Raw genomic sequence first — 23,473 nt, 5'->3', positions numbered from 1 at the left:
AGCGGATAAGAGATGAATGATACTGAGTACACCCGCGGCTTCGATCGGATTGTACCCGCCCCGGAGCTGTTGGAGCGGACAAAGCAGACGATGCATGAAAAGAACCGTCCGGCGCGGCCTGCGGGACGGCGCTGGCTGGAGCGGACGGCGCTGGCATGTGCAATCCTGTGCGCCCTGAGCGTCGGCGCGCTGGCGGCCGTCGTGGCGGAGCGGAGAATCGATCCCGACCAGGTACGACTCACTCAGCGCGGATCGGCGGCAAACGCAGTGCCGGTCGGAGCTTCCGACTCCAGCCTGGGATGGACGATTACGGTGGATGAGGTATATGGAGACCGGTGGTACGCGGGGCTGAACTGCACGCTGTCCCGGGATGACGGCAAGGTGCTCACCCAGGGTGAATACGGCTTTCGGGGCTGGGACTTTGGCCTGGAAGAGCTGAACTGGAGCGGCGGCATCTTATGGTTTGCCGACGACAATGTACTGGACAATCAAATTCAGTTCGGCTTTACGATTGCCAACGACCACGGGTGGGACTTGGCGGGGCGCACCCTGCATTTGGAGATCCAGGGCCTGAACAGCGCCAATTACGACGAGAGCCTGGGTCTCTTTCTGCGCGGCGGCGGGGCATGGTCGCTGGACGTGCCCCTCAATTACGCCCCGGCGGAGATGACGGAGTATGCGCCCAAGCTGTCCCTGAGCATCGACGGCAGGCAGGGGACGCTGGACACCCTCTATTTCTCCCCCACAACCATATGGGGGGAGGGGAGCAGCGGAGAGGGCGCCTTTAACGCATTGAACGGAACCCTGGAGGGCTATGATCCCGCCGACAGCACGGCCTGGCTCATCCTGACGGACGGTACCCGGATTAAGGGCGGCGCCGGCGGCGGAAGCGGGGACGGAAGCCGCATCATTGTTGAGTTTTACCTGGAAGAGCACGGTCCAATCACGCCGGGAGAAGTCTGCGGCATCGTGATAGCCCAGGAGGAGTATCCGCTGGCACTGGAAGAGCAGCGATGAATGGAACAGGCCCCGGCGGTTTGCCGCCGGGGCCTGTTCCATAATAATACGGTCACGGAAAAATACAAAAAAACGACTGACACAAAATAATTTTACAAATATTGTAACCCATATTGCTATCCAACAAAGAATGTGGTATAAGAAGTAGTATCAGAAGTGTGCAGAATGCGTACGCATTCTGTGCGTTTTGCTGTACAGCAAAACGCAATAACACTTTAATACAGGAGGAAGAGAAATGAAGCGGGTGTGGAAAAAGTGGATATCCCTGACCCTGGCGGCAGCCCTGACCGTGGGGCTGTGTATGATTCCGGCGGCGGCAGACGCCCCTGAATTTGCGGGAGGGGAGGGGACCGAGGCGGCGCCCTATGTCATCGAAAACGCTGAGCAGCTCAAGGCGGTGGCCAATCATCTGAATGCATATTTTGTCCTGAACGCGGACATTGCACTCACCGGGGAGAACTGGACGCCCCTGGGGAGCGGCGTCCGTTCCGGCAACAAACTGGCTGACGGCGCAGCGCCGTTTACCGGCAGCTTTGACGGCGGCGGACATACCGTCAGTGGACTTAAAATCTCCTCTACCGACTCGGCCGATGCCGCCGTGGGTCTGTTTGGGGCCGTCAGCGGCGGTGCGGTTTCAAATGTCAAGCTCACCGGCGTGGAAATCAATGTGCCGGACAGTGAATTGGTCGGCGCGGTGTGCGGCGTTTTGCTGGAAAACGGTCTGGTAGAGGACTGTGAGGTGTCCGGCGTTATGACGGTGGGCGACGGCGGCGGCATTGCCGGCCGTATTCTGGCGTCGGGCACCATCAGCGGCTGTTCCAATCACGCATCCGTCACCAGTGGGAACGGCAAGGCCGCAGTGGCGGGAATCGTCAGCAAGGCCTACTATACCGAGCCCGGCAAAGAGATGAATATTATCGGCTGTTCCAATGACGGAGCAATCTCCGGGGTGTACTGCGCCGGCGGCATTGCGGGCCTCTCCGCGGCCAACGTGGCCGACAACACCAATTCCGGCGCCGTTACCGCCAGTGGGAACGAGGCCGGCGGCATTGTGGGCGAACAGACCAACTGGGGGACACTATCCGGCAACACCAACGCGGCAAACGTGACGGCCGGCGAAATTGCCGGCGGAATTGTCGGCTGGGTACGTTATCAGAAAAACGCCAGCTATACCAATAATGCGCCGGTTGTGATTCAAAACAATCAGAATTCCGGCGCAATTGCAGCCACCGGCGACGCGGGCCTCGGCTCCGGGGGCATTGTGGGAAACATCTACAATGCTGCTGTGGTAACGGGCAATGAGAACCGTGGAGCTTCTATCAAGGGAGGAACATTTGCCGCCGGCGTGGTGGGCGCGCTGCAGGCCTCGAATGAGAACTGTTTCTATGACGAGCGGGCCGTGGAGGTGAGGGACAATGTCTCCACCACCGACCGGGCGCAGATAACTGCGAAATGCACCGACCTGTATGCCTATAATAACGACAGCGTTAAATTTGTGGTCCGGGACAACGGCGGCGCCTGGGCGGCGGGCATTGGCGAGAACCGCTATACCAGCCTGTCCAGCGCCCTGTCTGCCGCAAAAACCGGGGAAACCGTCACCCTCCTGCAGAATGTGGATTTGAGCGCGGCGGAGAATCTGACCATCGACAAGAACATCACCATTGCAGGCGCCAACGCGGGCAAGGCTTGGGACGCGGAGGACCGCGGCGAGGAGACCGTCATTACCGTGTACGCCGGTCAGGATAAGGGCAACGAGGGCGGCAGGATCGTCATCGCGGACGGCGCGGAGGTGACCTTTGACGGCGTATCCCTTGAGGCGACCTATGCTGCGGACGTGGCGGCGCCCATGATCTGCACCAGAGGGACCGCGCAGCTCTCCCTGCTCAACTCCAAAGTGGCCAATCAGGGAACGCGGTTTGCCTCCGGCTATGGTCTGATTAACACCATGGCCGCCACCCAGGGCGGCAGGCTCACCATCCATAACAGCAAGCTCATCGGCATGCTCGGCAGCGAGGAGGGGGCGGCTCCCGCCACCTACTACATCCTGGGCGGCGGAGGCACCGTTGAGCTGGATGTGACCGACAACTGCTTTGAAAACGGGCGCTGGGCGCTGTTCGAGACGGCGGCCAGCGGTACCTTCAGCCGCAACATTCTCGCCCGGAACGCGGAGGCCCTCACCGGCGGCGTCATCAACAGCACCAATCTGAAGGGACTGATCATTGAGGGTAACGTATTTAAGTCCAACCTGTCGGGCACCAGATTTGTCATCGGCGGGTCCTACACCATTCGGGACAATCTGTTTGAGGATCTGAAAAACGACCTGGCCCTCTATATCTGCACCGAAGGCGCCGCGGAGATTACGGGCAATACCTTTGAAATGGGCGAGGGATCCTATGGCATCCGTCTGGTCGGAAAGGACTCCGTCAGCTGGTGCCAAAACGGAGACGCCTCCAAAGTCCATGTGACCGGCAACCATTTTACCGGCCAGGGCGTCTGTGCCATCCGGAATAACGACGGCTGGACAGGCAGCGTCCGGGCCGAGAAAAACTACTATGGCGGCGGCCCCCTCCGTACCGACTACGTGTACGAGGGAAAGACCTACGAGATCGGCGAGGTGACAGCGCAGCCCTATCTCATCAAGGTGACGCTGGACACTGCGGGCGGAGCGACCGAGAGCGAAACCACGCTTTACGCCGATACAGAGAACGGCATCACCCTTCCCTCTGCGGCGCAGTCCGGCTACAGCTTCCTGGGCTGGAGCGACGGCGTAACTACTCATCCGGCCGGGGCTGTGTTTAAGGGCGCGGCGGACGTGACCCTCACCGCCGGCTGGCAGTCCAACTATGTGCCCCCCTCCACGCCGTCCAAGCCCAGCACCGATACGCAGACAAAGACGGAGGGCGACACGACCACCACAACCACCACGACCACCACCAAGAACCCGGACGGGTCCATCACCACCGGCACGACTGAGACCGCAGTTAATAGCTCCACCGGTGAAAAGACCGAGACCAAGGTCACCGAAACCGTGGCCAAGGACGGATCCGTGACCAAGGAGGAGGTCAAGTCCTCCACCGCGGCGGACGGGACCAAGACCGAGGAGAAGAACGTGTCCATCAGCGATAAGGCCACAGGTACGTCCACCACCGCGCAGGTGGTGACCGACGGGAACGGCCGGTGCACCGCTGCCGCGGTCACGGAGACCAGGACGGAGGCCGCAGTGAAGGACGGCGCGGCCACCGCCGCCGTGGACGCGAAGACGGCGGATAAGCTGGTAGAGCAGGCCAAGGCGGCGGCCAAGGCAGCCGCCGGAGCGGACAGCGTGAAGGCGGAGGTCGTGATTGCCGCCCAGGTCCCGGCGGGGCAGGACGTGACCTCCGCGGCTGTGGAGCTGCCGAAGAGCGCCGTGGGGGCGCTGGCCGGCGAGACCGCAGCGGACGTGACGGTGAGCACCCCGGTGGCAGAAGTGACCCTGCCCAATGCCGCGCTGGCGCAGCTGGCGGATCAGCCGGGTAAGACCGTGGCGGTCAGGGCCGGGCGGACGGCGGACGGCGCCGTCACGGTTGCCGTCACCGTGGATGGCGCCGCGGCGGAGAACCTGCCCGGCGGGCTCAAGGCGTCCATCCCCGTGGAGAAAGCGGCCCCCGGCATCGTGGCCGTACTGGTACGCCCGGACGGAAGCGAAGAGCTGATCCGCAAGACCGTGATGGCCGGCGGCGCAGCCCTGATGCCGCTGGACGGCTGCGCCACCGTGAAGCTGGTGGACAACAGCAGGCGGTTTGAAGACACCGCCCAGGCCGGATGGGCCGCGGAGGCGATGACGTTCGTCGCTGCCAGGGAGCTCTTCCAGGGCGTGAGCGAGACCAGCTTCGCCCCGTCGCTGCCCATGAACCGGGGCATGCTGGTGACGGTGCTCAGCCGGCTGGAGAACGAGCCGGAGGGGACGAAGGCCGGCAGCTTTGCCGACGTGCCCGGCGACGCCTATTTTGCAGGCGCGGTGGACTGGGCCGCCGGGCAGGGGATTGTGACGGGCACGGGCGATGGCTTCGCCCCCGACGCAAATGTCACCCGCGAGCAGCTTGCGGTCTTCCTGTGCCGCTACCTGAAGGCTGTGGGTGTGGAGACCGGTACGGCCTCCGGCGGCATCGGCGGCTACGCCGACGGCGCGGCCGTGTCCAACTGGGCAAGGGAGAGCATGGAGTGGGCCGTGGGCGCGGGGATTATCACCGGCCGCGACAGCGGCGCTCTGGACCCCGCCGGAACGGCCACCCGGGCCGAGGTAGCCGTCATGCTCCAGCGGCTGGTGGAGTATATGGCGTAGCATAGAGTCAAAAAGAGGGTTCCTCCCGACGGGAGAAACCCTCTTTTTGACTCAGCTTGTCAAAGAAGTCCCGAGGGTCTTCTTTGACGGAGCACTGTATGCCGGAAGGGGCTGGATCTCTTGGAAAAACGTCGCCCCGTCCGTCATGAGAAGTGTCATATCTCAGGCACATGTCCCCGGGAATGACGGATGTTCATTTGATTTCGTCGTCTGCGGACGGCGGAACTCTGGGAGGCCTGCGCTGCGGAGGGTTTTTGACTGTAACGGTCCGCAGGACGGCACACATTGCCGTTATCGGGCGATCTCAAACTCCTGGGTGCCCATATATCCGGGGGCAATCTCGTACTTCTCAAAGAGCACCACGGGGTTGCCGCCCTCGTTGATATAGAAGAGCTGGCCGTCGGTGACGGACTGGAAGCCCTCCACGCCGTCGGTGCCGTCGAAGTAGCCCGCGCCCTCCTCCCGGATCCGGCGGTCAATCTCCGTGCGGACGGCGGCGTTGGCGATCTCCCGATAGCCGGGGCCCAGTACGTCCTGGAGGGTCAGTTCCTTTCCGGTCTCCAGGTCGATGTTATAGCAGTAGATCTCCGTGTAGGCGCTGGCGATGGTCTCGGTCTTGGTGAGGATAAAGGAGAGGCAGCGTTCGTTCTGGCATTTGATCTCGTAGTCCACCGAGATGATGATGGGGATAAAGTCCTCCTCCACGCCGCCGGTGGCCATATAGGCCTCCCGGGTCTGCCTGGCGCGATCCTCGGCCTCGGCCAGCACGCCGTTGATTCGGGTCTGGATCTCCAGGTTGATCCGCTGCTCCAGGTCAGTGTTTCCCGTGTTTTCCAGGGCGGGCAGGCGCACGTCGATCAGGTGGTCCTTGTCCTCGATGGCGTACTGCGTCACAGTGACCACCCGGGCCAGGCTGCCCAGCACGGGCATCTCGTACACGGCTCGGGCGAAGACGGGACTCACGTTCACCAGCAGCACAAAGCAGGCGCAGCAGGAGGCCAGTGTGGCCAGGGAGCGGCGGACCACCCTGCGGCGCTTCCGCTCCCGCCCCCCGGCCCGGACGGCGGCGGCCACGGCGAAATTGAGCTCCTCCGGTACGGGGGCCGCCTCATAGCGGGCTCTGGCCCCGCTCCATTTCTCATTCATCATCGTACAGCTCCTCTCCGGTCAGATCCCTGAGCTTTTTCAGGGATTTGTAAAGACGGGATTTCACAGTGTTCAGGTTGGTGCCGGTGGCCCGGGCGATCTCCTCCAGCTTCAAATCCTCAAAGAAGCGCAGCCGGATGACGGTCTGCTCCTGGGGGCTGAGGCGCTCAATGGCGTCGTACAGATCCAGCCGCTCCCCCGGGTCCGGGCAGGGGGCGGGGCGGTCGTCCAGCGCCTCGTCGAAGGAGAGAAGGCCCCGGCTCCTTCGGAAATAATTCATGCTCTCATTGAGAAGAATGCGGTAAAACCAGGTTTTCAGATAGGCCGGCTCCCGCAGGGAGTCGGCCTTGGAGAGCGCCTTGACCACGGCCTCCTGCACCACATCCAGCGCCGCGTCCCGGTTTTTGACATAGCTGAACGCCAGGCGATAAAAATCGGCCTGGCCCGAGACGATATGGTCTACCAGCAGCTGGTAGGTGCTCCGGGTCGGTTTCTCCAAAGAGGACAATCTCCTTGTCTCAGCTTTAATGTGGGGGGATAAGATACCCCGCCCCGTCACGCCGCGGCATGGGTGGTCAGATACTCCAGCCAGAGGGCGTAACGGCTCTTGGTCAGGTGGATGCCGTCGGTGCTCCATAATTCGTCCAGGGCCCCGTCCTCCCCCGCAAAGACACTGTAGGGGTCCAGCAGGTAGACCCGCTTCTCCGCCGCCAGCCGGGCGATAAGGCCGTTAAAGCGCACAATTCCGTCGTTGGTGACATAGCCGCCGCTCTCCGACTTCTCCGTCGTCACGGGCAGGAGGGTCTGCAGGTAAATGTCCGCCTCCGGCTGGAGGGAGCGCACCGTGTCAATCAGGGCGGCATAGTGGTCAAAATACTTGTCGTCGTCGTACCAGCCCAGCTCGTTGACGCCCAGGGAGAGGTAGACCTTCCCATAGCTTCGCCCCTCCAGCGCCTCCACCGGGGTGAGCTTTTCCCCGTCCCGGCTGAGGACCTTTTTGGTGGAGACCGTCAGCACGTTGAGGGCGCGGTAGGCCAGGCAGTCCGCCCCCCGGGCACGCAGGTCGGTGTAGAGCAGCAGCCCCTCCGTAAGGGAGTCACCCAGAAAGGCGGCGTCGGAAAACCAGCCCTCCTCCACGCCGGAGCAGAGTGGGACGGGGGCGCCGTAGTCGTACCCCGGGTCATAGTCCTCGGGGTCGCCGCCGGGGGGCGGGACCACCTCGGGCACCCAGGCCGCCGGGCCAGCCGGCGGCCCGGGAGGCGCGGAGGCGCAGGCCGGGGCGGCCGCCCCGGGACGGGCGAAGACGATGGCGGTCAGGGCCAGCAGGGCCATGAATACGAGGGCGGACAGCGCTTGAAGCAGCCTGGCGGCCCGGGCGCGGGCGCGGGAAGCGGTCTGGCGCATGGGGGATACCTGCCTTTTTCTCTTTCTCTCTGCCTGTTAGACGCGCAGGGGCGCCGAAAAGTTGGAGGGTGATTTAAGCAATTGAAAAAACCTCAGGCGCTTATTTCAACCTGAGCTCCAGCATGGCGGCATAGTGCTTAATGAGGAATTCTTCGGGGGCGACTGCCTCCAGCATCAGCCGGTGCTCCCGCTCCCAGGCTGCAATCTCTCCGGGGGAAAGGGACGCGCCCACACCCCGGCAGGCCTTCATCCTCCCGTTCCAGGTCTCCCTTGTAAAGGGCACGGAGACCTCGTACTCCTCGTGGTATACGGGCTTAAACGCGTCATAGACGCAGTCGGGCACAGCGATAGGGTGCTTTTTTTCCCCGGCGCCCGACCAGCCCGGACTGTATTTCAGCACCAGTTTCTCGCTGGCTCCGGCAATTTCGTCCTCATAGGGCAGCCAGGCCATATACAAGACCAGCAGCGTCCCGCCCTCCTTCAGCATCCGGGCCAGCCTGGGCATTACCCGGGCGTGGTCAAAGTACCAGAAGCACTGGCAGGCGGTGACGACGTCAAACGTGCGGCCGGGGAAGTCAATCTCCTCCGTAGCCGCCGCAATGTATCGGATCTTCTGGCCCAATTCCTCCGCCAGCCGTCTGGCCTGGTCAATCTGGGGCCGGGCGATATCGACGCCGGTCCAATCGGCGCCGAACCGGTACATATTTCTGGGCAGCACACCTGTCCCCGTGCCCAGATCCAGGATTCTCTGCCCGGCTGTACACAGGCCCCGGGCCGCAATTTTTTCATAGAAGACCGGGGGATAGATATCCCGGTATCGCGCATAGTCGGCGGAGGTCTTTCCCCAGTCAAACGCCTTTCCGGCGTCTATCCTCCGGTCTGTGATGTCCATCTCAAACAGCTCCCCCTGTCAGTGCGCCGCGCTGCCCCACGCCGGCTGGCGCGGCGGTCTTTCCATCCTAAATTCTAGAGTCTGCCCGCATAAATGTCAAACGGATCAGGGCGCATGACGGCCGTTTGCCTGCGCTTTTGCGTAAAGCAGCCGCAAAATTGCGAAAAGAGGCCGGAAAGCCTGTCCAGCAGACGTTCCCGGCCTCTTTTCACACGGTCAGAATGTACACAAATTAGCCCAGGCCGTCCACGGCGCTCTGGGCCTTGGCTGCGTCATTGGGGACCACCAGCAGCACGGACGCGCCCCGCTGCTCCAGGATGGCGGCGTCCAGCTTGGGCACCTCGGCGGGGGCGTAGTCCTTGTAGGAGTCCTTCATGTCGGAAAGGTACTGCTCCAGGAAGGCCTTCACCTGTCCGGCGGCATCCTCATCCTTGCACACCAGGACAGCCACCTGCTCGGTAAAGCCTGAGGCGGAGTACGCCTTGGAGGCGGTCACCGCGCCGTCGTCCACGCCGTAGCCCTGGAAATCGTAGAGCAGGGAGGCGTCCAGCTCGTCCAGCTCCACCGAGAAGCACCCCGAGTCCAGAACGGCCCTGGCGGCGTTCTCCGGATCGAAGGCCTTGGCGGAGTCTCCGCCGCAGGCGGAAAGCAGCAGACAGAGGGCGGCCAACAGGGGAAGCAGCTTCATTTGCTTATTCATCATCCATTCTCTCCTTCTTCGGTCGTCTGGGCCGCCCAATAGAGGTCCGGATCGACGGTATGGCTGAGCAGATATTCGTGCCATTTCACGCAGTAGGCTTTGGAGAAGTGGACGCCGTCGCCGGTGCCCTCCCGGGGCAGGACGCCGGTCTCGTCGATGAGGCCCGCGTTCACATCCACCAGAAATACCTTTTTATCCTCGGCAATCTGGGCGATATACTCGTTGTACCGGTCGATGGTCTCGTTGGTCACATAGTAGGGGATGTCGTTGGCCTTGGCCCGCTCCGGATTGATGCGCACCAGGGTCTGGAGGTAGATGACAGCCCCGGGCTGAATCTCCCGAATACGGTCCACCATGGCGGCGTAGGCCACCTGGAAGGCCTTGTCGTTAAAGTAGCCCAGCTCGTTGACGCCCAGCATCACGTAGACCTTGCCGTACTGCTTCAGGCCCAGGGCCTCCATTACCGTGTAGCTCTTGCCGCCGGACTTGATGACCTTCTTGGCCGCGTCGTCCACCTCGAAGACCATGATACCCGTGTGCTGAATGAAGTCCGCGCCCTCGATCCCGCCGTAGAGCCGCAGACCGTCGGTGCGGGAGTCGCCGATGAAGACAGCGTCCGAGAACCACGCCTCCTCCGCGCCCTCCGACTCGGGCACACACTGGCTGAAGTCGTAGGCATCGGCCTCCGGAGCTTGGGGGGCGCTCTCCGTGGGCAGGGCGGGGGGCACCAGGGCTATGTCGTCCGGCGGGGCGACGTCCTCACCCTGGTCCCCGGCCTCCGACTGCGTGGGGGTCGATGTCGGGGTAGGGTTCGGAGCCGGGGTGGACGGTACCGCCTGAGACTGGGAGGGCGTGGGCGAGGGAGTAGACGCCGGGGCGGGGCTGTTCAAACGCACCAAAACCAGTGCGGCGAGAATGACGGCCAGGACAAATAAGGCAGCGGCCAGAAGGGGGCCGCGGTAATCGGGCCTGCGGCGGCGCCTATTGCGCTGGACGCGCGCGCCGCCCGGGCGGTTTCCGGGGGTTTCGGTGGACATGGGTGAAAGCTCCTCTATTTTTAAAAATTAGGTACCCTGATCTTACCAAATTCGACTCTGCGGGGAAAAAAGAAAGGCCTTAGCCCAAAATCAGGGAGGCCACCTGCTCATAGCTGTGGGCCTCGTAGGTGGGCGCTGCGTCCGGATGCCCGGGGAGGGCGCCTGGGTTATACCAAATGGAATCCAGGCCGGCATTGATTGCTCCGAGTATATCCGCCGCAAGGCTGTCGCCCACCACGACGGCCCGGCCGGGGTCGGGGATGGACATCTCCCGCAGGACCTCGTCGAAGAACTCCCGCTGGGGCTTCTGATAGCCCAACTCCTCCGAGATGAAGAGAAAGGGGAAACAGTCGCGCACCGCTGAGCGGTGAAAGCGGCCCCGCTGGGCCATGGCGACTCCATTGGTGACAATGGCAAGCGTGCAGCTTGGGACCAGCAACCGGCACAGCGCCTCCGCGCCGGGGAGCAGATAGGCCCCCTCGCCCAGGCGGGAGAGGTAGAAGTGATTCATCTCCTCGGGGACATTGTTGCCGCCCAGCTCCCGCTGAAGGGCGGCAAAGCGCTCCACCACCAGCCACTCACGGCGCACCTCGCCCCGGTCGAAACGGGCCCAGAGATCCCGGTTGATGGCGAGATAGCGCTCGCGGACCGCCCGGGTCACGGGGAGGCTGTAGTGCTCCAGAGTCTTCCGGAGGGCCTCCTCCTCCGCGCGGTCAAAGTCGAAGAGGGTGTTGTCCGCGTCAAAGAGGACATAGTCGTATCTGGGCATATCGAACTTCCTTTCGGGAAAAACCGTAGTCTCAAAGACAGCCGTGGGGCGCCGCCGCGGCCGGCGCCCTCACCGCGCCGCATTCCGCCGGACATGTCGTCTCCGCTGGGCGATGTTCAAAAGCCGCACCACGGAGGACACCAGCAGCACGCCCACGGCCAGGGAACCGGCCACTCCCAGCGTGTGGAGCAGCACGTCGAGAAAGAGCTCGGTTTCGCCGTTGATGGCGTGTTCCATGGCATAGTAGATGCCCCCGCCGGGGACCAGCGGGAAGAATGCCACCAGCAGATAGCCCGTCACCGGACACTTGCGGATGCGGGCCATGGTCTCCGAGTAGGCGGAGATAAAGAGAGCGGCCACAAAGGACTGCAGAATATCGCTCTGGAAGACGGGGCCGCAGAACAGATAGACCAGCCAGCCCAGCGCGCCGCCCAGGGCGCAGATGAGAATGCCCGTATGAATGTTGAAGAGCACACAGAAGGCGATACAGGCCACGAAGGAGTAAAAGCAGGGCAGAAAATACTGGAGAAAAGCATCCATCAGACCACACCTCCCCAGATGAGCCGCGCCAGCCACAGCGCCACGCCGGTACCCAGGGCGATGGCCGCGCCGATGAGCAGGGCCTCGGCGGTCTTGGTGATGCCCGACATGGTGTCCCCGGCCATAATGTCCCGCATGGCGTTGGTAAAGATGAGGCCGGGCACCAGCAGCATCAGCGCGCCGATGGTGATAAAATCCACGTTTTTTCCCAGCCCGATCAGAGAGAGGCCCAGGGCCAGCAGGGCCGATACCGCGCCGCCCGCGACCGTCTTGAAGAAGAGGTTGGTCCTCAGCCGGGTCAGGAAGGTGAGGCAGAGCGCAATGGACAGGCCGCAAAGCCCGCCGCACAGGGCGTCCAGCACCGTCCCGCCGAAGAAGAGGGTAAAGAAGGCCGCGCCCAGGAAGTAGGCGCCCAGCTCCACCCAGAAGGGGTAGGCCCTCCGCCTGCCCCGGATGGCGCCGCACCGGGCCTCCGCCTCGTCCATGGAGGGGGTCTCCACGCAGAGGTGGCGGCACAGGTCGTTGTACAGCTCCAGAAGGTCGATATCCGTACCGTGGGTGGGCATCCGCCGCACACGGGTCAGGGCCTTGCCCTCAGGTGTCACCAGGCTGACGGTGATGCAGTTGGGGATGGCGAACACCTCGCCGGTGGTGAGGCCGTAGGCCAGAAGAATGCGCTGGATGGACTCCTCCACCCGGTAGATCTCCGCGCCGCTCTCCAAAAGGCCGTAACCGATCTCGGTGGAGAGGTTTAAAAGACGGTCGTATTCCAAAGGCGTCCCCTCGTTCGTCGGAAGATGTGGAACAGTCCCGGCTCCGGACGGCGGCGTTTCGACAATTGGACGCGGCCGGACGCCGGAAAGTTTTCGGGATAAAAAATTTATCTGCCGCCCATGGCCTCGTGCTCGCGCTCCAGCTCCGCGCAGAGGTCGCGGAAGGTCCAGGAGACGTTGGTGGGGGTGAGGACGGCCTTCCAGCCAATTTTGGGTACGCCCGCCTTGCGTAGGGCGGTCAGCAGCGCGTCCAGCCGGGCGTTGGTGAAGCCGGAGAGAACCAGCACCGGTTGGGCCGGCGCCGGTGCGGGGGCCGCGCCCGGGGTCTCGTCAAAGCCCCTGATGCCGAAGAGACAGCCAACGGTCTGGCCCGTCCGGGCCGGGTCCACGGCCTTGATTTTAATACCCATGGTGAGAAAGACCTTTTTTGCGGCGGCGCTCATCGCGCTGTCGGGACAGTACCAGAGGACGGCTTCGTTGGAGGCGGGCATGGGCGATCATCCTTTTTTCAGCATTTAAAGCGCACCCTGCGGGCTTTTGTCCGTCCGCCTGCGGCGCTCGTTTTCATAGCTTGTCCAAAAGTAAATAAACCATGAAAAGCCCCCCGATTCCGCACTTGGGGACCAATTACGAATTAAGTGTAATCGGTCTCACGGCAATTGTCAATCGAAGGGGGTGCAAATGGCAAAGACTTTTAGAAACGCCATAAAGCACGGGCTAAAACCGGCCTGAGATGTCAAAAATGACTGCCTTTTGCAAGACAAAAAGCGGCGCTCCGCGGGGAGCGCCGCTTTGGCTTCGGGATCGGCGGACGGGGATAATAACCACTCAGTCGCCCCCGGAGGAGCATTTGGCGGCGTCGATGGCCAGGACGATCATCAAGCAGAGCAGAGCGTCCTCCTCCCGGGCGATGTCCAGCACGTAGGTATCCGCCCAGTGGAACAGCTCCTTTCCCGCGTGCATCACGTATCCGCCGGAGGAATCCGTCACGTCGTAATCCCACTCCAGCCAATCGCCCCGCACCTCCCAGCCGTTGCAGTCCAGGTGAAACACGGGCGTAAAGAAGGAAAACTCCTTCTTAATCTGACCGATGTAAGCTTCGCCCGCATAGAGGGCGAAGCGGGGCAGGAGGGTGAGGAGCTCCTCTTTCACGGTGCCCACATTTTCGCCCCCGGGGCCAAAAATCTCCAGACAGTGCCCCCAGGAGAGCCTGCCCTGGACGGTGAAGACGGTCTCACCGTCCTCGCCGTAGATATCGTAGCTGTCAAACCAGGAAAACACCCGCTGCTTGAATAGGAGCTTCATAAATTCCTCCCCTCCGCCGCGCTGCTGCGGACCGCCCCGTCTGTCCGGGGTAAAAAATAAAACTGGTTCTTCCCCTGCTTTTTTGCGGCGTAGAGCGCCGCATCCGCCTGCTCATAGAGCTGGCGGTAGGTGGTATCCGTCCGCACCTTTGCCGCAGCGCCTACCGAGTAGCCATATATCCGGCCCTTTAAAATCTCCCTGGCGCCCGCCCGGTAGTCCTCGTACATCCGCGTCAGGCGGGCCTCGGTCTCCGTCCTGCCGCCGCAGTCATTCTGGCACACGGCAAACTCATCGCCGCCGAGTCGCCCGATCACCGCATGGTCGGGGAAGTGCTTTCGCAGTATGTCGGCCATAAACTTCAAAAGCGTGTCCCCGGTCCCATGGCCGTAGGTGTCGTTGACGGACTTAAAGTCATCCAAGTCGATGATATAGAGGTAGAGGGCCTCCCGCTCCGCCAGCATCTTTTCCACCATGCGCTGGAAGGAGGCGTGATTGAGAACGCCGGTCATCAGGTCCATCTCGGACTTCTTTTTGAAGACGGCTACCAGCTCCAGGGCCTCTTTCACCTTGGCGGAGAGCTCCTTGGGGTAGTACTCCCCCGCACCCTGGTCGAAATAGGGCATGGAGTGGTGGATATGCACCATTTTCCACTCCCCTGAGGCCTCCCGCTCATAGACGATGCTGAACCGGGTATCCATCTCCACCAGCGCATCGGCAGGGTGCGCCGCCTTTTCCCGCACCCAGACGCCCCCGAAGACAATGCCGATGTCCGCGCGGATCATCCGCGCCTCGTACCACTCGTCCAGAATCTCGAACCGGATGCTGGTCGCTTCCCTCTGGTTTTCGGCCATGCTTTGAATCGCGGTCTCCGCGCAGCCGTATATCTCGTGCTTTCCTGTCCCTATCAGGCTGAACGGCTCCGCCCAGGAGGAGACGATCTTGCTGTAGTTCTCTTCTGTCGGCTCGATTAGGTAGCGGTAGAACATCTGCTTGGTCAGGTCACACAAATACTGCTCAGTTTCCATGTTGACGTGCTCAGCACCTTCCTGTTGTTCTCACTGGCGCGGAAGCGGCCTCTATTTCGTCCGAGTCAGGAGACAGACGGTCTCCACGTGGGCGGTACGGGGGAAGAGGTCCACCGCCTCAGCTTTCCGGAGCGCGTAGCCTTGGGCGGCAAAGAGCTTCACATCCCGGGCCAGGGTGCCGGGATCGCAGGAGACGTAGACCACACGGTCCGGGGCCATGGCGGCGATGATGTCGATCACGCCGCCGGCCAGTCCCTTCCGGGGCGGGTCCACACAGACTGCGTCAATTTTCACGCCGCTCTCGGCCAGGCTGCGGGCGGCCTCTCCAGCGTCGGCGCAGAGGAATTCCGCGTTTGCTATGCCGTTGCGCGCCGCGTTGCCCCTGGCATCCTCCACCGCCTGGGGAACCACCTCGGCGCCGATGACCCGCAGCGCCCGCCGGGCCATGACCAGGCTGATGGTGCCGATGCCGCAGTAGAGGTCCAGCACGGTCTCGCTCCCCGTGAGGCCTGCCAAGTCCAGCGCGCGGCGGTAGAGCACCTCAGCTTGGGGGGCGTTGACCTGATAGAAGGAGGGGACAGAGAGGCGGAAGGAGAGACCGCAGAGAACGTCCTCCAGATAATCCCGGCCCCAGAGGGTGCGGTAGCGGTCTCCCAGGATGACGTTGTTCCTCTTCTCGTTGACGCCCAGCACCACGCCCGCCAGCCCCGGCTCGGCGGCGCGGAGGGCGGCGGCCAGCTCGGCCTCATGGGGAACCTGCCTGCCGTTGACCAGCAGACAGAAGAGGGAATCCCCCGCCCGGTTCACCCGGACATAGAAGTGCCGCACCAGGCCGCTGCCGGTGCGCTCGTCGTAGGCGGGGACCTTGTACTGCTCCATCCACTTCAGCGCCGCGGCCCGGAGTCTGCCTGCCGGCTCGGGCTGGAGGAGGCAGTCCTCCACATCGATGACGCTGTGGGTCCGCTGCCGGTAGAACCCGGCCAGCGGGCCGTCCTGTCCCGCCTGGACGGGGAACTGGACCTTGTTGCGGTAGCGGCGGGTGTCCTGCGCGCCGTGGATGACATCCACCCGCACGTCCGCCCCGCCGATACGGCGCAGGGAGTCCTCCACCCGGATGCGTTTGGCCTCCAGTTCCTCGGCGTAGTTCATATGGCGCAGCTGGCAGCCGCCGCACTTGGTATAGTGCAGGCACTGGGGCACAATGCGGGCGGGGGAGGGGACCACCGCCCGGGTTACCCGGCCCCAGACGGCGCTTCGGCCCACCTTCTCAATGAGCACATCGCACTCCTCGCCCCGGACGCCGCCCTTGGCGAAGACCACCACGCCGTCCAGCCGGGCCACGCCCGCGCCGTCGGCGGCATAGCCCTCGATGAGCAGGCGGTAGGTCTGGTTTTCTCTGATAGTTATCTTGGTCATCTAGCCAATCAGTCCTTTGACGGTTCGTGTTTTGAATTTAATTCCAGTCCACCAGCAGGCCGCCCAGAGCGGTAAAGGAGACGGAACCCTCCGCCGCGCCGGCGGCGTGAGGGGTGTCCTGGTCGGGCTGGGTAAAGAAGACCATGGCGTCGTCCGTGAGATAGAAGTTCTCCCGCTTGAAGGATGTCAACAGGGCATTCAGCCGGACGGCCTCATCGTCGTCCACACCGTGGTCGGCTGCGGTCTGGAGCGTGGAACGGATCAGCGTTTCCGCCTGATCGGGGTCGGTGAAGAAGTCGGCAAAGGTCAGTTTCTCCCCGGTGGTGAGGTCAAAATTATCCGAGAGATAGAGGAGGGTGGGATAGACTCCGCCTGTATAGCCGTAGTGGGTGCGCAGAACGCTCACCATGCGGGAGGTCTCCCGCTTGATTTCAAAGGTCTCCTCGTCGGAGTAGGGGGAGAAGGGGTAATCCATGGCCTTGGAGAGGGTGTAGTCCTCGGCGGCCTGGGGGGCGTTTGCCAGCGTGTCGCTGCGCAGCCCGGCGGAGAGGTCCAGATAGTAGTTGTTGATGGCCTCGTAGGCTGCCACGCCGCCGGCATTCTCAATGAGGGGCAGGCTGAACTTGCCCGAGACCAGGAGCACATCGCCCTCGGTCTCGTCGTAGCGGGAGCACTCGCTCACCTGCTCACCCCAGACGGGGGCGGGGGCTTGGGTGGGCGTGGGTGTGGGTTCCGGCGTCTGGGAGACGGTGGGGGCGGGGGTGACGCTGGGCGTGGGGGAAACGGTGGGCGCCGGGTCCTTGGGGGAGCAGGCGGCGAGCAGGAACAAAAGGGCCCCCAGCAGGGGGAGCATACGGCGTTTCATAGGTACCTCCATTTATCACTGGGCGGTAAGGACTCGTCAGTACAGGTCATATTTTAACACCTTGAGGTCCCGGCGTAAATGGTTTGCGCCAAATCGTAAAGGAATCGATAGAATTGTTGTTTTTTTGTAACTGCGGCCGAAAACTTGTGGTACAATATCCGCAAAGCGGATCGGACCCGCGTCTGTGTCAGGCACTATAGGGAGTCGGAGACAGGGGAATTTTTGCAGCTCGCCCTGACGTACGGCCTCAATGCCAAGGGCGCGCATGTCTTCCGCGCCCTTGGCATTGAGGCCGCGTTCGACTTTTGCGCGCTCCAGCGCTCTTTCGGCCGCTTTTGTTCATAATTTCTACTTTTTTATTCGGACGCTTTATGTTATACTGCTAACTTAGGAAATTATGGACGGAGAGACACCGCCCTCCGAGCCTTTGCCAGGAGCATTCGGTTTGATGAGAGAAATGCTTGAGAAGGTACAGAAGAAAGGTGAACGAACGACATGGGTAACATTTTGAAGAAGATCTTCGGCACCAGTTCCCAGAAGGAACTGAAAGCCATCGAGCCGCTGGTGAAGAAGATCGAGGCCCTGGAGGAGCCCTATAAGGCCCTCACCGACGCGGAGCTGCGGGCCAAAACCGATGAATTTAAGGAGCGCCTGGGGCACGGGGAGACGCTGGACGACATCCTGCCCGAGGCATTCGCCGTCTGCCGGGAGGCTTCCTGGCGCGTGCTGGGCATGCGCCCCTACCGGGTGCAGCTCATCGGCGGCATTATCCTGCACCAGGGCCGCATCGCCGAGATGAAGACCGGCGAGGGCAAGACCCTGGTGGCTACCCTGCCCGCCTACCTCAACGCCCTGGCGGGTGAGGGCGTGCACATTGTCACCGTCAACGACTACCTGGCCAAGCGCGACAGCGAGTGGATGGGCAAGGTCTACCGCTTCCTGGGCCTCACCGTGGGTCTTGTCATCCACGAGGTGGAGCCGGGCCGCCGCCGCGCCTCCTACGAGGCGGACATTACCTATGGCACCAACAACGAGTTCGGCTTCGACTACCTCCGGGACAACATGGCCATCTATAAGCAGGAGATGGTTCAGCGGGGCCACTCCTTCGCCATCGTGGACGAGGTGGACTCCATTCTCATCGACGAGGCCCGCACCCCCCTCATCATCTCCGGCCAGGGGGACAAGTCCACCCAGCTTTACCAGGTGGTGGATGCCTTCGTCTCCCGCCTGAAGGCCAAGAAGGTGGCCAGCGTGGATACCAAGGAGGAGGAGGACGAGAGCATCGACGCCGACTATGTGGTCGACGAGAAGGCCCGCACCGTCACCCTCACCGCCCGGGGCATTGAGAAGGCCGAGAAGGCCTTCAACATCGAGAACCTTGCCGACCCCGAGAACACCACCCTCTCCCACCACATCAACCAGGCCATTCGCGCCTGGGGCCTGATGCGCCGTGACAAGGACTACGTGGTTAAGGATGGCGAGGTCATCATCGTCGACGAATTTACCGGCCGCCTGATGTACGGCCGCCGCTACTCCGAGGGCCTCCACCAGGCCATTGAGGCCAAGGAGAAGGTGGAGGTGGCCCGGGAGTCCAAAACCCTGGCCACCATTACCTTCCAGAATTACTTCCGCCTCTACACCAAGCTCTCCGGCATGACCGGTACCGCCATGACCGAGGAGGAGGAGTTCAACAGCATCTACGAGCTGGACATTGTGGAGATCCCCACCAACAAGCCCCTGGCACGTGTGGACAACCCCGACGTGGTCTATAAAAATGAGCCGGGCAAGCTCCGCGCCGTGGTGGCCCAAATCGAGGAGTGCCACGCCAAGGGACAGCCTGTGCTGGTGGGCACCGTCTCCATCGAGAAGTCCGAGGAGCTCTCCGATATGCTCCGCCGCAAGGGCATCAAGCACAACGTTCTGAACGCCAAGTTCCACGAGAAGGAAGCCGAGATCGTGGCCCAGGCCGGTAAGTACGGCGCCGTCACCGTCGCCACCAACATGGCCGGCCGCGGTACCGATATCATGCTGGGCGGCAACGCCGAGTTCCTGGCCAAGAACGATCTGCGCAAGGCGGGCCTCTCCGATGAGCTCATCGCGGAGTCCACCGGCTATGCCGACACCGACGATGAGGAGATTCTGAACGCCCGTAAACTGTTCGCCGAGGCGGAGGCCAAGTATAAGGAGGAGATCAAGGAGGAGGCCGAGAAGGTCCGCGCCGCGGGCGGCCTCTTCATTCTGGGCACTGAGCGCCACGAATCCCGGCGTATCGACAACCAGCTCCGCGGCCGCGCCGGACGCCAGGGCGACCCCGGCGAGAGCCGCTTTTATCTCTCCCTGGAGGACGACATCATGCGCCTGTTCGGCTCCGAGCGGGTGATGAATATGATGGAGTCCCTGGGTGTGGACGAGGATACCCCCATTGAGCAGAAGATGCTCTCCAACGCCATCGAGTCCGCACAGAAGCGGGTGGAGTCCAAGAACTTCCAGACCCGTAAGACGGTGCTGGAGTACGATGACGTGATGAACACCCAGCGTAAGGTGATTTACGAGCAGCGCCGCAAGGTGCTGGACGGCGACAATCTGAAGGACTCCGTCCAGAATATGATAGCCACCGTTATCTCCGACGCCGTCCACGGCCACATGGGAGAGCAGAAGCACCTCTCCGCCGAGGACTTCAGGGCCGCTACCGCCCCGTTCCGGGGCGTCTTCCTGGCCCCCAACGATCTGGCGCTCACCGACAGCGAGCTGGAGCAGTACTCGGCCGACGATCTGGCCGATATGGTGAAGCAGCGCGCAGCCGACCTCTACGCCCGCAAGGAAAAGGAGCTGGGCGAGCCCCTTATGCGGGAGCTGGAGCGGGTGATCATGCTCCGGGTTGTGGACGAGTACTGGATGGACAACATTGACGCCATGACCGAGCTGCGCCAGGGCATCGGCCTGCGGGCTTACGGCCAGAACGACCCTGTGGTGGAGTACAAGCGCGAGGGCTACGAGATGTTTGAAAACATGATCGCGGCCATTCAGGAGGAGACCGTCCGGCGGCTGTTCCTGGCCCGGGTCCAGGTGGGCGGCGAGGTGAAGCGCGAGCGGGTGGCGAAGGTCACCGGCGAGAGCGGCGCGGCCGACGGCACCGTCAAGAAGCAGCCCGTCAAGAAGGCCGACAAGATTGGCCGCAACGACCCGTGCCCCTGCGGCAGCGGCCTGAAGTGGAAGAAATGCACCTGTGCGGAGTACCACTCCGAGGAGAACTGAGCGCCACTAAAATGGATGGTTCCTGTGAAGGCGTGCTTTCGCGGGGCGCAATCACGGCAGAGCAATAGGGAATAGGAAATCAGGGATAGGTGAAGGAATGGAGCGCTTATTCCCTGTTGCCTATTCCCTATTCCGTTTATATCCGTTCATAAAGGAGAGCTTATGGAGTTCAAAGAGACGACTGTCAATGGCGTGACCTACTCCCATGTCCCTGAACTGGGGGCCGCCCACGGCTTTTCCACCCGGCTGGGCGGTGTGAGCGAGGGGATCTTTGCCACGCTCAACCTGGGCGCCAATCGCGGGGACGACCGGGAGAAGGTCCGGGAGAATTACCGCCGCTTCTGCGCCGCTGTGGGCACGGACGCGGACCATATGGTTTTCTCCAGCCAGGTCCACGGCGACGTGGTGCGCGTCTGTACCGCCGCCGACGGCGGCCTGGGCCTCAGCCGGATGGAGGACTACGAGGCCGACGGCCTCGTGACCGACGTGCCCGGCCTCTGCCTGGTGGTATTTTCCGCCGACTGCCTGCCCCTCCTGCTCCACGACCCGGTGCGCCGGGTGGCCGCCGCCGTCCATGCGGGCTGGCGGGGCACCGCGCTGGGCATCGCCGAGCGGGCGGTGGAGAAGATGCGGGACCTCTACGGCTGCGACCCGGGGAATATCCGGGCGGCCATCGGCCCCTGTATCTCCAAGTGCTGCTTTGAGACGGACGAGGATGTGCCCAATGCCATGACCGCCGCCCTGGGCGCGGGGGCGCTCAAATTTATTGAGATGCGGGAGGGCGCCAAGTTCCGGGTGGATCTGAAGGGGCTGAACGCCCTGCGGCTGGAGCGGGCGGGCCTCGACCCGGAGCGCATTGCCGTCTCGCCGGAGTGCACCGCCTGCCGGAGCGACAAATACTGGTCCCACCGCGTCACCGGGGGCGAGCGGGGGAGCCAGGCGGCAGTCATACAGTTGTAGAGAAACAAGTAAGTATAAAACGGGGATTTGCGGGACAGGGTCTCAGCGGGCCGCCCGTTTATGCGGCGATTGGGAGGCGCTCTCACCTTCCGCCGGGCCGCCCTGCCCGGCCGGCATTTTTCTTTCTGCATTTCCATCATTTTAAAGGGGGTACTTTTATGAAAAAGCTCTTGGTTAATCCCGGCATCTGCGGATTCAAGACCCTGGTGGAGGCCAGCGCCGACAAGGAGACGGGGGACGTCACCGTCAAGGTGGCCTCGGGCTGCCCTGCCGTGCAGAAGATGATGGACGAGGTGGGGGACACCTTCGACAGCTACGCCCTCTGCCTCACACCGCCGGGCGCCGGCCCCCTGTACGAGTATGCCGCCGCCCATTTCCCCGCCCATGCAGCCTGCCCTGTCATCTCGGGCATTATCAAATGCGCCGAGGCGGAGAGCGTCCTGGCCCTGCCCGCGGAAGTGAGCTTTACCTTTCAGGAGTAAGCATGAAAAAAAGCAAAATGATATGCCTTGTTCTCACCCTGGCGCTTCTATGTTCCCTGTCCGCCTGCGGCGGGGAGGGGGAGCCCTCTCCCTCGCCCACCGCGGCGCCCACCGAGAGCGCCGCACCCTCGCCCGCACCCACCGAGGCCCCCGGCACGGCGGAGTTTGTGCTCTCCTGCTACCCGTCGGCGGGCTTTCACCCCATCACGGGCCAGAACCGCACCAATCTGACGTTGGCCCCCCTGATGTATGAGGGCCTCTTTGAGCTGGACGAGACCTTCGCGCCCCACAATGTCCTCTGCGAGAGTCATGCCGTCAGCGAGGACGGCCTCACCTGGACGTTCACCCTCAAGGCCGCGGCCTTCTCCGACGGCAGCGCCCTGACCGCCGCCGACGTGGTCCACTCCCTTCAGCGCGCTCAGGGGGAGGACTCGGTCTACGCCGGGCGGCTGTCCGGCGTGCGGAGCATCCGGGAGGCGGAGGCGGGGGTGGAAGTGGTTTTGTCCGCCCCCAACGGAAATTTGCCAGCCCTGCTGGACATCCCAATTGTCAAGGAAAACGGGGAGGCGCCCCTCGGCACCGGCCCCTACGTGCTCACGGGGGAGGGGGAGGAGCTGTCCCTCACGGCGGTGGACGGCTGGTGGCAGAACAAGGCCCTGCCCCTCACCTCCATCCGGCTCTGCAGCGTCCAGGGGGCTGACGGCCTCATCCATGCCTTCGACACCCGGGAGGTCTCCCTGGTGACTGCCGACATCACCGGTTCCAACGCCCTGGGTTATTCGGGCAGTTACGAGGTCTGGGACTACCCCACCTCCATCATGCTCTACGTGGGCTACAACACCCAATCCGGTCCCTGCAGGGATTCCGAGGTCCGCCGGGCCCTCTCCTACGGCTATGAGCGCACGGCGGTGGCAAAGAGCCTTTTCGCCCAGCACGCGGCGGCGGCCTGTCTGCCCGTCTCCCCAGCCTCGCCCCTCTACAGCCAGGCCCTGGCCGATACGCTTGCCTACTCGCCCCAGCGGGTGGAGGAGCTGCTGGAGGGGGCCGGCTGGCTGCTGTCCGACGGCGTGCGGACCAAGGGACGGGAGGCGCTGACGCTGACCTTTGTGGTGAATACGGACAACTCCTATAAGGTATCCGCCGCCGAGTATCTGACCGAGCTGCTCTCCCGGGAGGGGATCGCCGTGGAGCTGAAGAAGCTCCCCTGGGAGGACTATGTGGCCGCCCTGGAGGGCGGGGAGTTCGACCTCTACCTGGGGGAGGTGAAGCTCACCGCCGACTTTGACCTGACGGCCCTCCTGGCCCCCGGCGGGACGCTCAACTACGGGGCGTTTGCCGACGGGGAGACTCAGGATCTGTTGGCCGCCTATCTGGCGGCGGACGCCGCCGGGCGGAGCGAGGCGGCTCAGGCCCTCTACCGGCAGATTGCCCGCACCGCGCCCTTCACGCCCATCTGCTTTAAAAGCTGGTCCGTCCTCACCCACTGGGGGAAGATTGCCGGGCTGAACCCCACCCAGCAGAATGTGTTTTATGGATTTTCAAACTGGAAGCCGGGGAGGTGAAAAG

Annotated in this window: 20 protein-coding genes; 6 read left to right on the top strand and 14 right to left on the bottom strand. The window is 63.1% G+C overall.

The window, feature by feature from the left end; all coding sequences use genetic code 11:
- Positions 1-12: 12 nt before the first annotated feature.
- Together H8S62_RS08505 and H8S62_RS08500 are read left to right on the top strand one after the other, a co-directional pair.
- Positions 13-1,017, top strand: coding sequence for a DUF4179 domain-containing protein (locus tag H8S62_RS08505; RefSeq protein WP_186919019.1), 1,005 nt, complete (start codon positions 13-15; stop codon positions 1,015-1,017).
- A 235-nt stretch (positions 1,018-1,252) separates the two neighbouring features.
- A complete protein-coding gene (locus H8S62_RS08500) occupies positions 1,253-5,338 on the top strand; it encodes an S-layer homology domain-containing protein (protein ID WP_186919018.1) in 4,086 nt (1,361 codons plus the stop codon).
- A gap of 291 nt (positions 5,339-5,629) precedes the next feature.
- On the opposite strand, the gene H8S62_RS08495 is transcribed toward H8S62_RS08500, so the two are convergent.
- From H8S62_RS08495 to H8S62_RS08430, 14 genes are all read right to left on the bottom strand, one after another.
- The gene (locus H8S62_RS08495; protein WP_186919017.1) at positions 5,630-6,484 is read right to left on the bottom strand and encodes a DUF3298 and DUF4163 domain-containing protein; all 855 of its coding nucleotides are present in this window, start codon (positions 6,482-6,484) and stop codon (positions 5,630-5,632) included.
- Positions 6,477-6,983 (bottom strand): RNA polymerase sigma factor, encoded by a 507-nt coding sequence (locus H8S62_RS08490; RefSeq protein WP_243255506.1) that lies wholly within the window; start codon positions 6,981-6,983, stop codon positions 6,477-6,479. The genes H8S62_RS08495 and H8S62_RS08490 overlap by 8 nt, the downstream gene beginning before the upstream one ends.
- 56 nt (positions 6,984-7,039) lie before the next feature.
- A complete protein-coding gene (locus H8S62_RS08485) occupies positions 7,040-7,888 on the bottom strand; it encodes a GDSL-type esterase/lipase family protein (protein WP_186919015.1) in 849 nt (282 codons plus the stop codon).
- Between the two features lie 100 nt (positions 7,889-7,988).
- Positions 7,989-8,780: a class I SAM-dependent methyltransferase gene (locus H8S62_RS08480; RefSeq protein WP_186919014.1), complete on the bottom strand. Its 792-nt coding sequence runs from the start codon at positions 8,778-8,780 to the stop codon at positions 7,989-7,991.
- A 232-nt stretch (positions 8,781-9,012) separates the two neighbouring features.
- Entirely contained in the window at positions 9,013-9,483 is a 471-nt protein-coding gene (locus H8S62_RS08475) for a DUF4358 domain-containing protein (protein ID WP_173023500.1), read from the bottom strand.
- Positions 9,480-10,517 (bottom strand): GDSL-type esterase/lipase family protein, encoded by a 1,038-nt coding sequence (locus tag H8S62_RS08470; RefSeq protein WP_186919013.1) that lies wholly within the window; start codon positions 10,515-10,517, stop codon positions 9,480-9,482. Before H8S62_RS08470 ends, H8S62_RS08475 begins: the two co-directional genes overlap by 4 nt.
- Positions 10,518-10,596: 79 nt before the next feature.
- A complete protein-coding gene (locus H8S62_RS08465) occupies positions 10,597-11,286 on the bottom strand; it encodes a YjjG family noncanonical pyrimidine nucleotidase (RefSeq protein ID WP_186919012.1) in 690 nt (229 codons plus the stop codon).
- Between the two features lie 69 nt (positions 11,287-11,355).
- Entirely contained in the window at positions 11,356-11,826 is a 471-nt protein-coding gene (locus H8S62_RS08460; RefSeq protein ID WP_155147475.1) for a threonine/serine exporter family protein, read from the bottom strand.
- Complete coding sequence (locus tag H8S62_RS08455) at positions 11,826-12,599, bottom strand: threonine/serine exporter family protein (protein ID WP_186919011.1); 774 nt, start codon at positions 12,597-12,599, stop codon at positions 11,826-11,828. Before H8S62_RS08455 ends, H8S62_RS08460 begins: the two co-directional genes overlap by 1 nt.
- A 107-nt stretch (positions 12,600-12,706) precedes the next feature.
- The gene (locus H8S62_RS08450; protein ID WP_155147478.1) at positions 12,707-13,090 is read right to left on the bottom strand and encodes a DUF3783 domain-containing protein; all 384 of its coding nucleotides are present in this window, start codon (positions 13,088-13,090) and stop codon (positions 12,707-12,709) included.
- Between the two features lie 337 nt (positions 13,091-13,427).
- Positions 13,428-13,904 (bottom strand): LURP-one-related/scramblase family protein, encoded by a 477-nt coding sequence (locus H8S62_RS08445; protein WP_155147480.1) that lies wholly within the window; start codon positions 13,902-13,904, stop codon positions 13,428-13,430.
- On the bottom strand, positions 13,901-14,929 hold the full coding sequence (locus tag H8S62_RS08440) for a diguanylate cyclase domain-containing protein (protein ID WP_207723484.1): 1,029 nt from the start codon (positions 14,927-14,929) through the stop codon (positions 13,901-13,903). The genes H8S62_RS08445 and H8S62_RS08440 overlap by 4 nt, the downstream gene beginning before the upstream one ends.
- Positions 14,930-14,980: 51 nt before the next feature.
- A complete protein-coding gene (rlmD, locus tag H8S62_RS08435; protein ID WP_186919010.1) occupies positions 14,981-16,345 on the bottom strand; it encodes a 23S rRNA (uracil(1939)-C(5))-methyltransferase RlmD in 1,365 nt (454 codons plus the stop codon).
- A 37-nt stretch (positions 16,346-16,382) separates the two neighbouring features.
- A complete protein-coding gene (locus tag H8S62_RS08430; RefSeq protein WP_173023501.1) occupies positions 16,383-17,210 on the bottom strand; it encodes a DUF3298 and DUF4163 domain-containing protein in 828 nt (275 codons plus the stop codon).
- Between the two features lie 495 nt (positions 17,211-17,705).
- On the opposite strand from H8S62_RS08430, the gene secA reads away from it, so the two are divergent.
- The 4 genes from secA (at position 17,706) to H8S62_RS08410 (ending at position 23,469) form a co-directional block, all read left to right on the top strand.
- Positions 17,706-20,465: a preprotein translocase subunit SecA gene (secA, locus tag H8S62_RS08425; protein ID WP_186919009.1), complete on the top strand. Its 2,760-nt coding sequence runs from the start codon at positions 17,706-17,708 to the stop codon at positions 20,463-20,465.
- A gap of 162 nt (positions 20,466-20,627) precedes the next feature.
- Positions 20,628-21,425, top strand: coding sequence for a peptidoglycan editing factor PgeF (gene pgeF / locus H8S62_RS08420; RefSeq protein ID WP_155147489.1), 798 nt, complete (start codon positions 20,628-20,630; stop codon positions 21,423-21,425).
- Between the two features lie 158 nt (positions 21,426-21,583).
- Positions 21,584-21,907, top strand: a complete 324-nt coding sequence (locus tag H8S62_RS08415; protein ID WP_155147491.1) for a DUF6951 family protein — start codon at positions 21,584-21,586, stop codon at positions 21,905-21,907.
- A 2-nt stretch (positions 21,908-21,909) separates the two neighbouring features.
- Positions 21,910-23,469, top strand: a complete 1,560-nt coding sequence (locus H8S62_RS08410; protein ID WP_186919008.1) for an ABC transporter substrate-binding protein — start codon at positions 21,910-21,912, stop codon at positions 23,467-23,469.
- The last annotated feature ends 4 nt before the right edge of the window (positions 23,470-23,473 follow it).

The sequence above is a fragment of the Lawsonibacter faecis genome (assembly GCF_014287675.1).
Lineage (GTDB): Bacteria > Bacillota > Clostridia > Oscillospirales > Oscillospiraceae > Pseudoflavonifractor > Pseudoflavonifractor faecis.
This window is presented reverse-complemented; position numbering and strand designations above follow the sequence as displayed.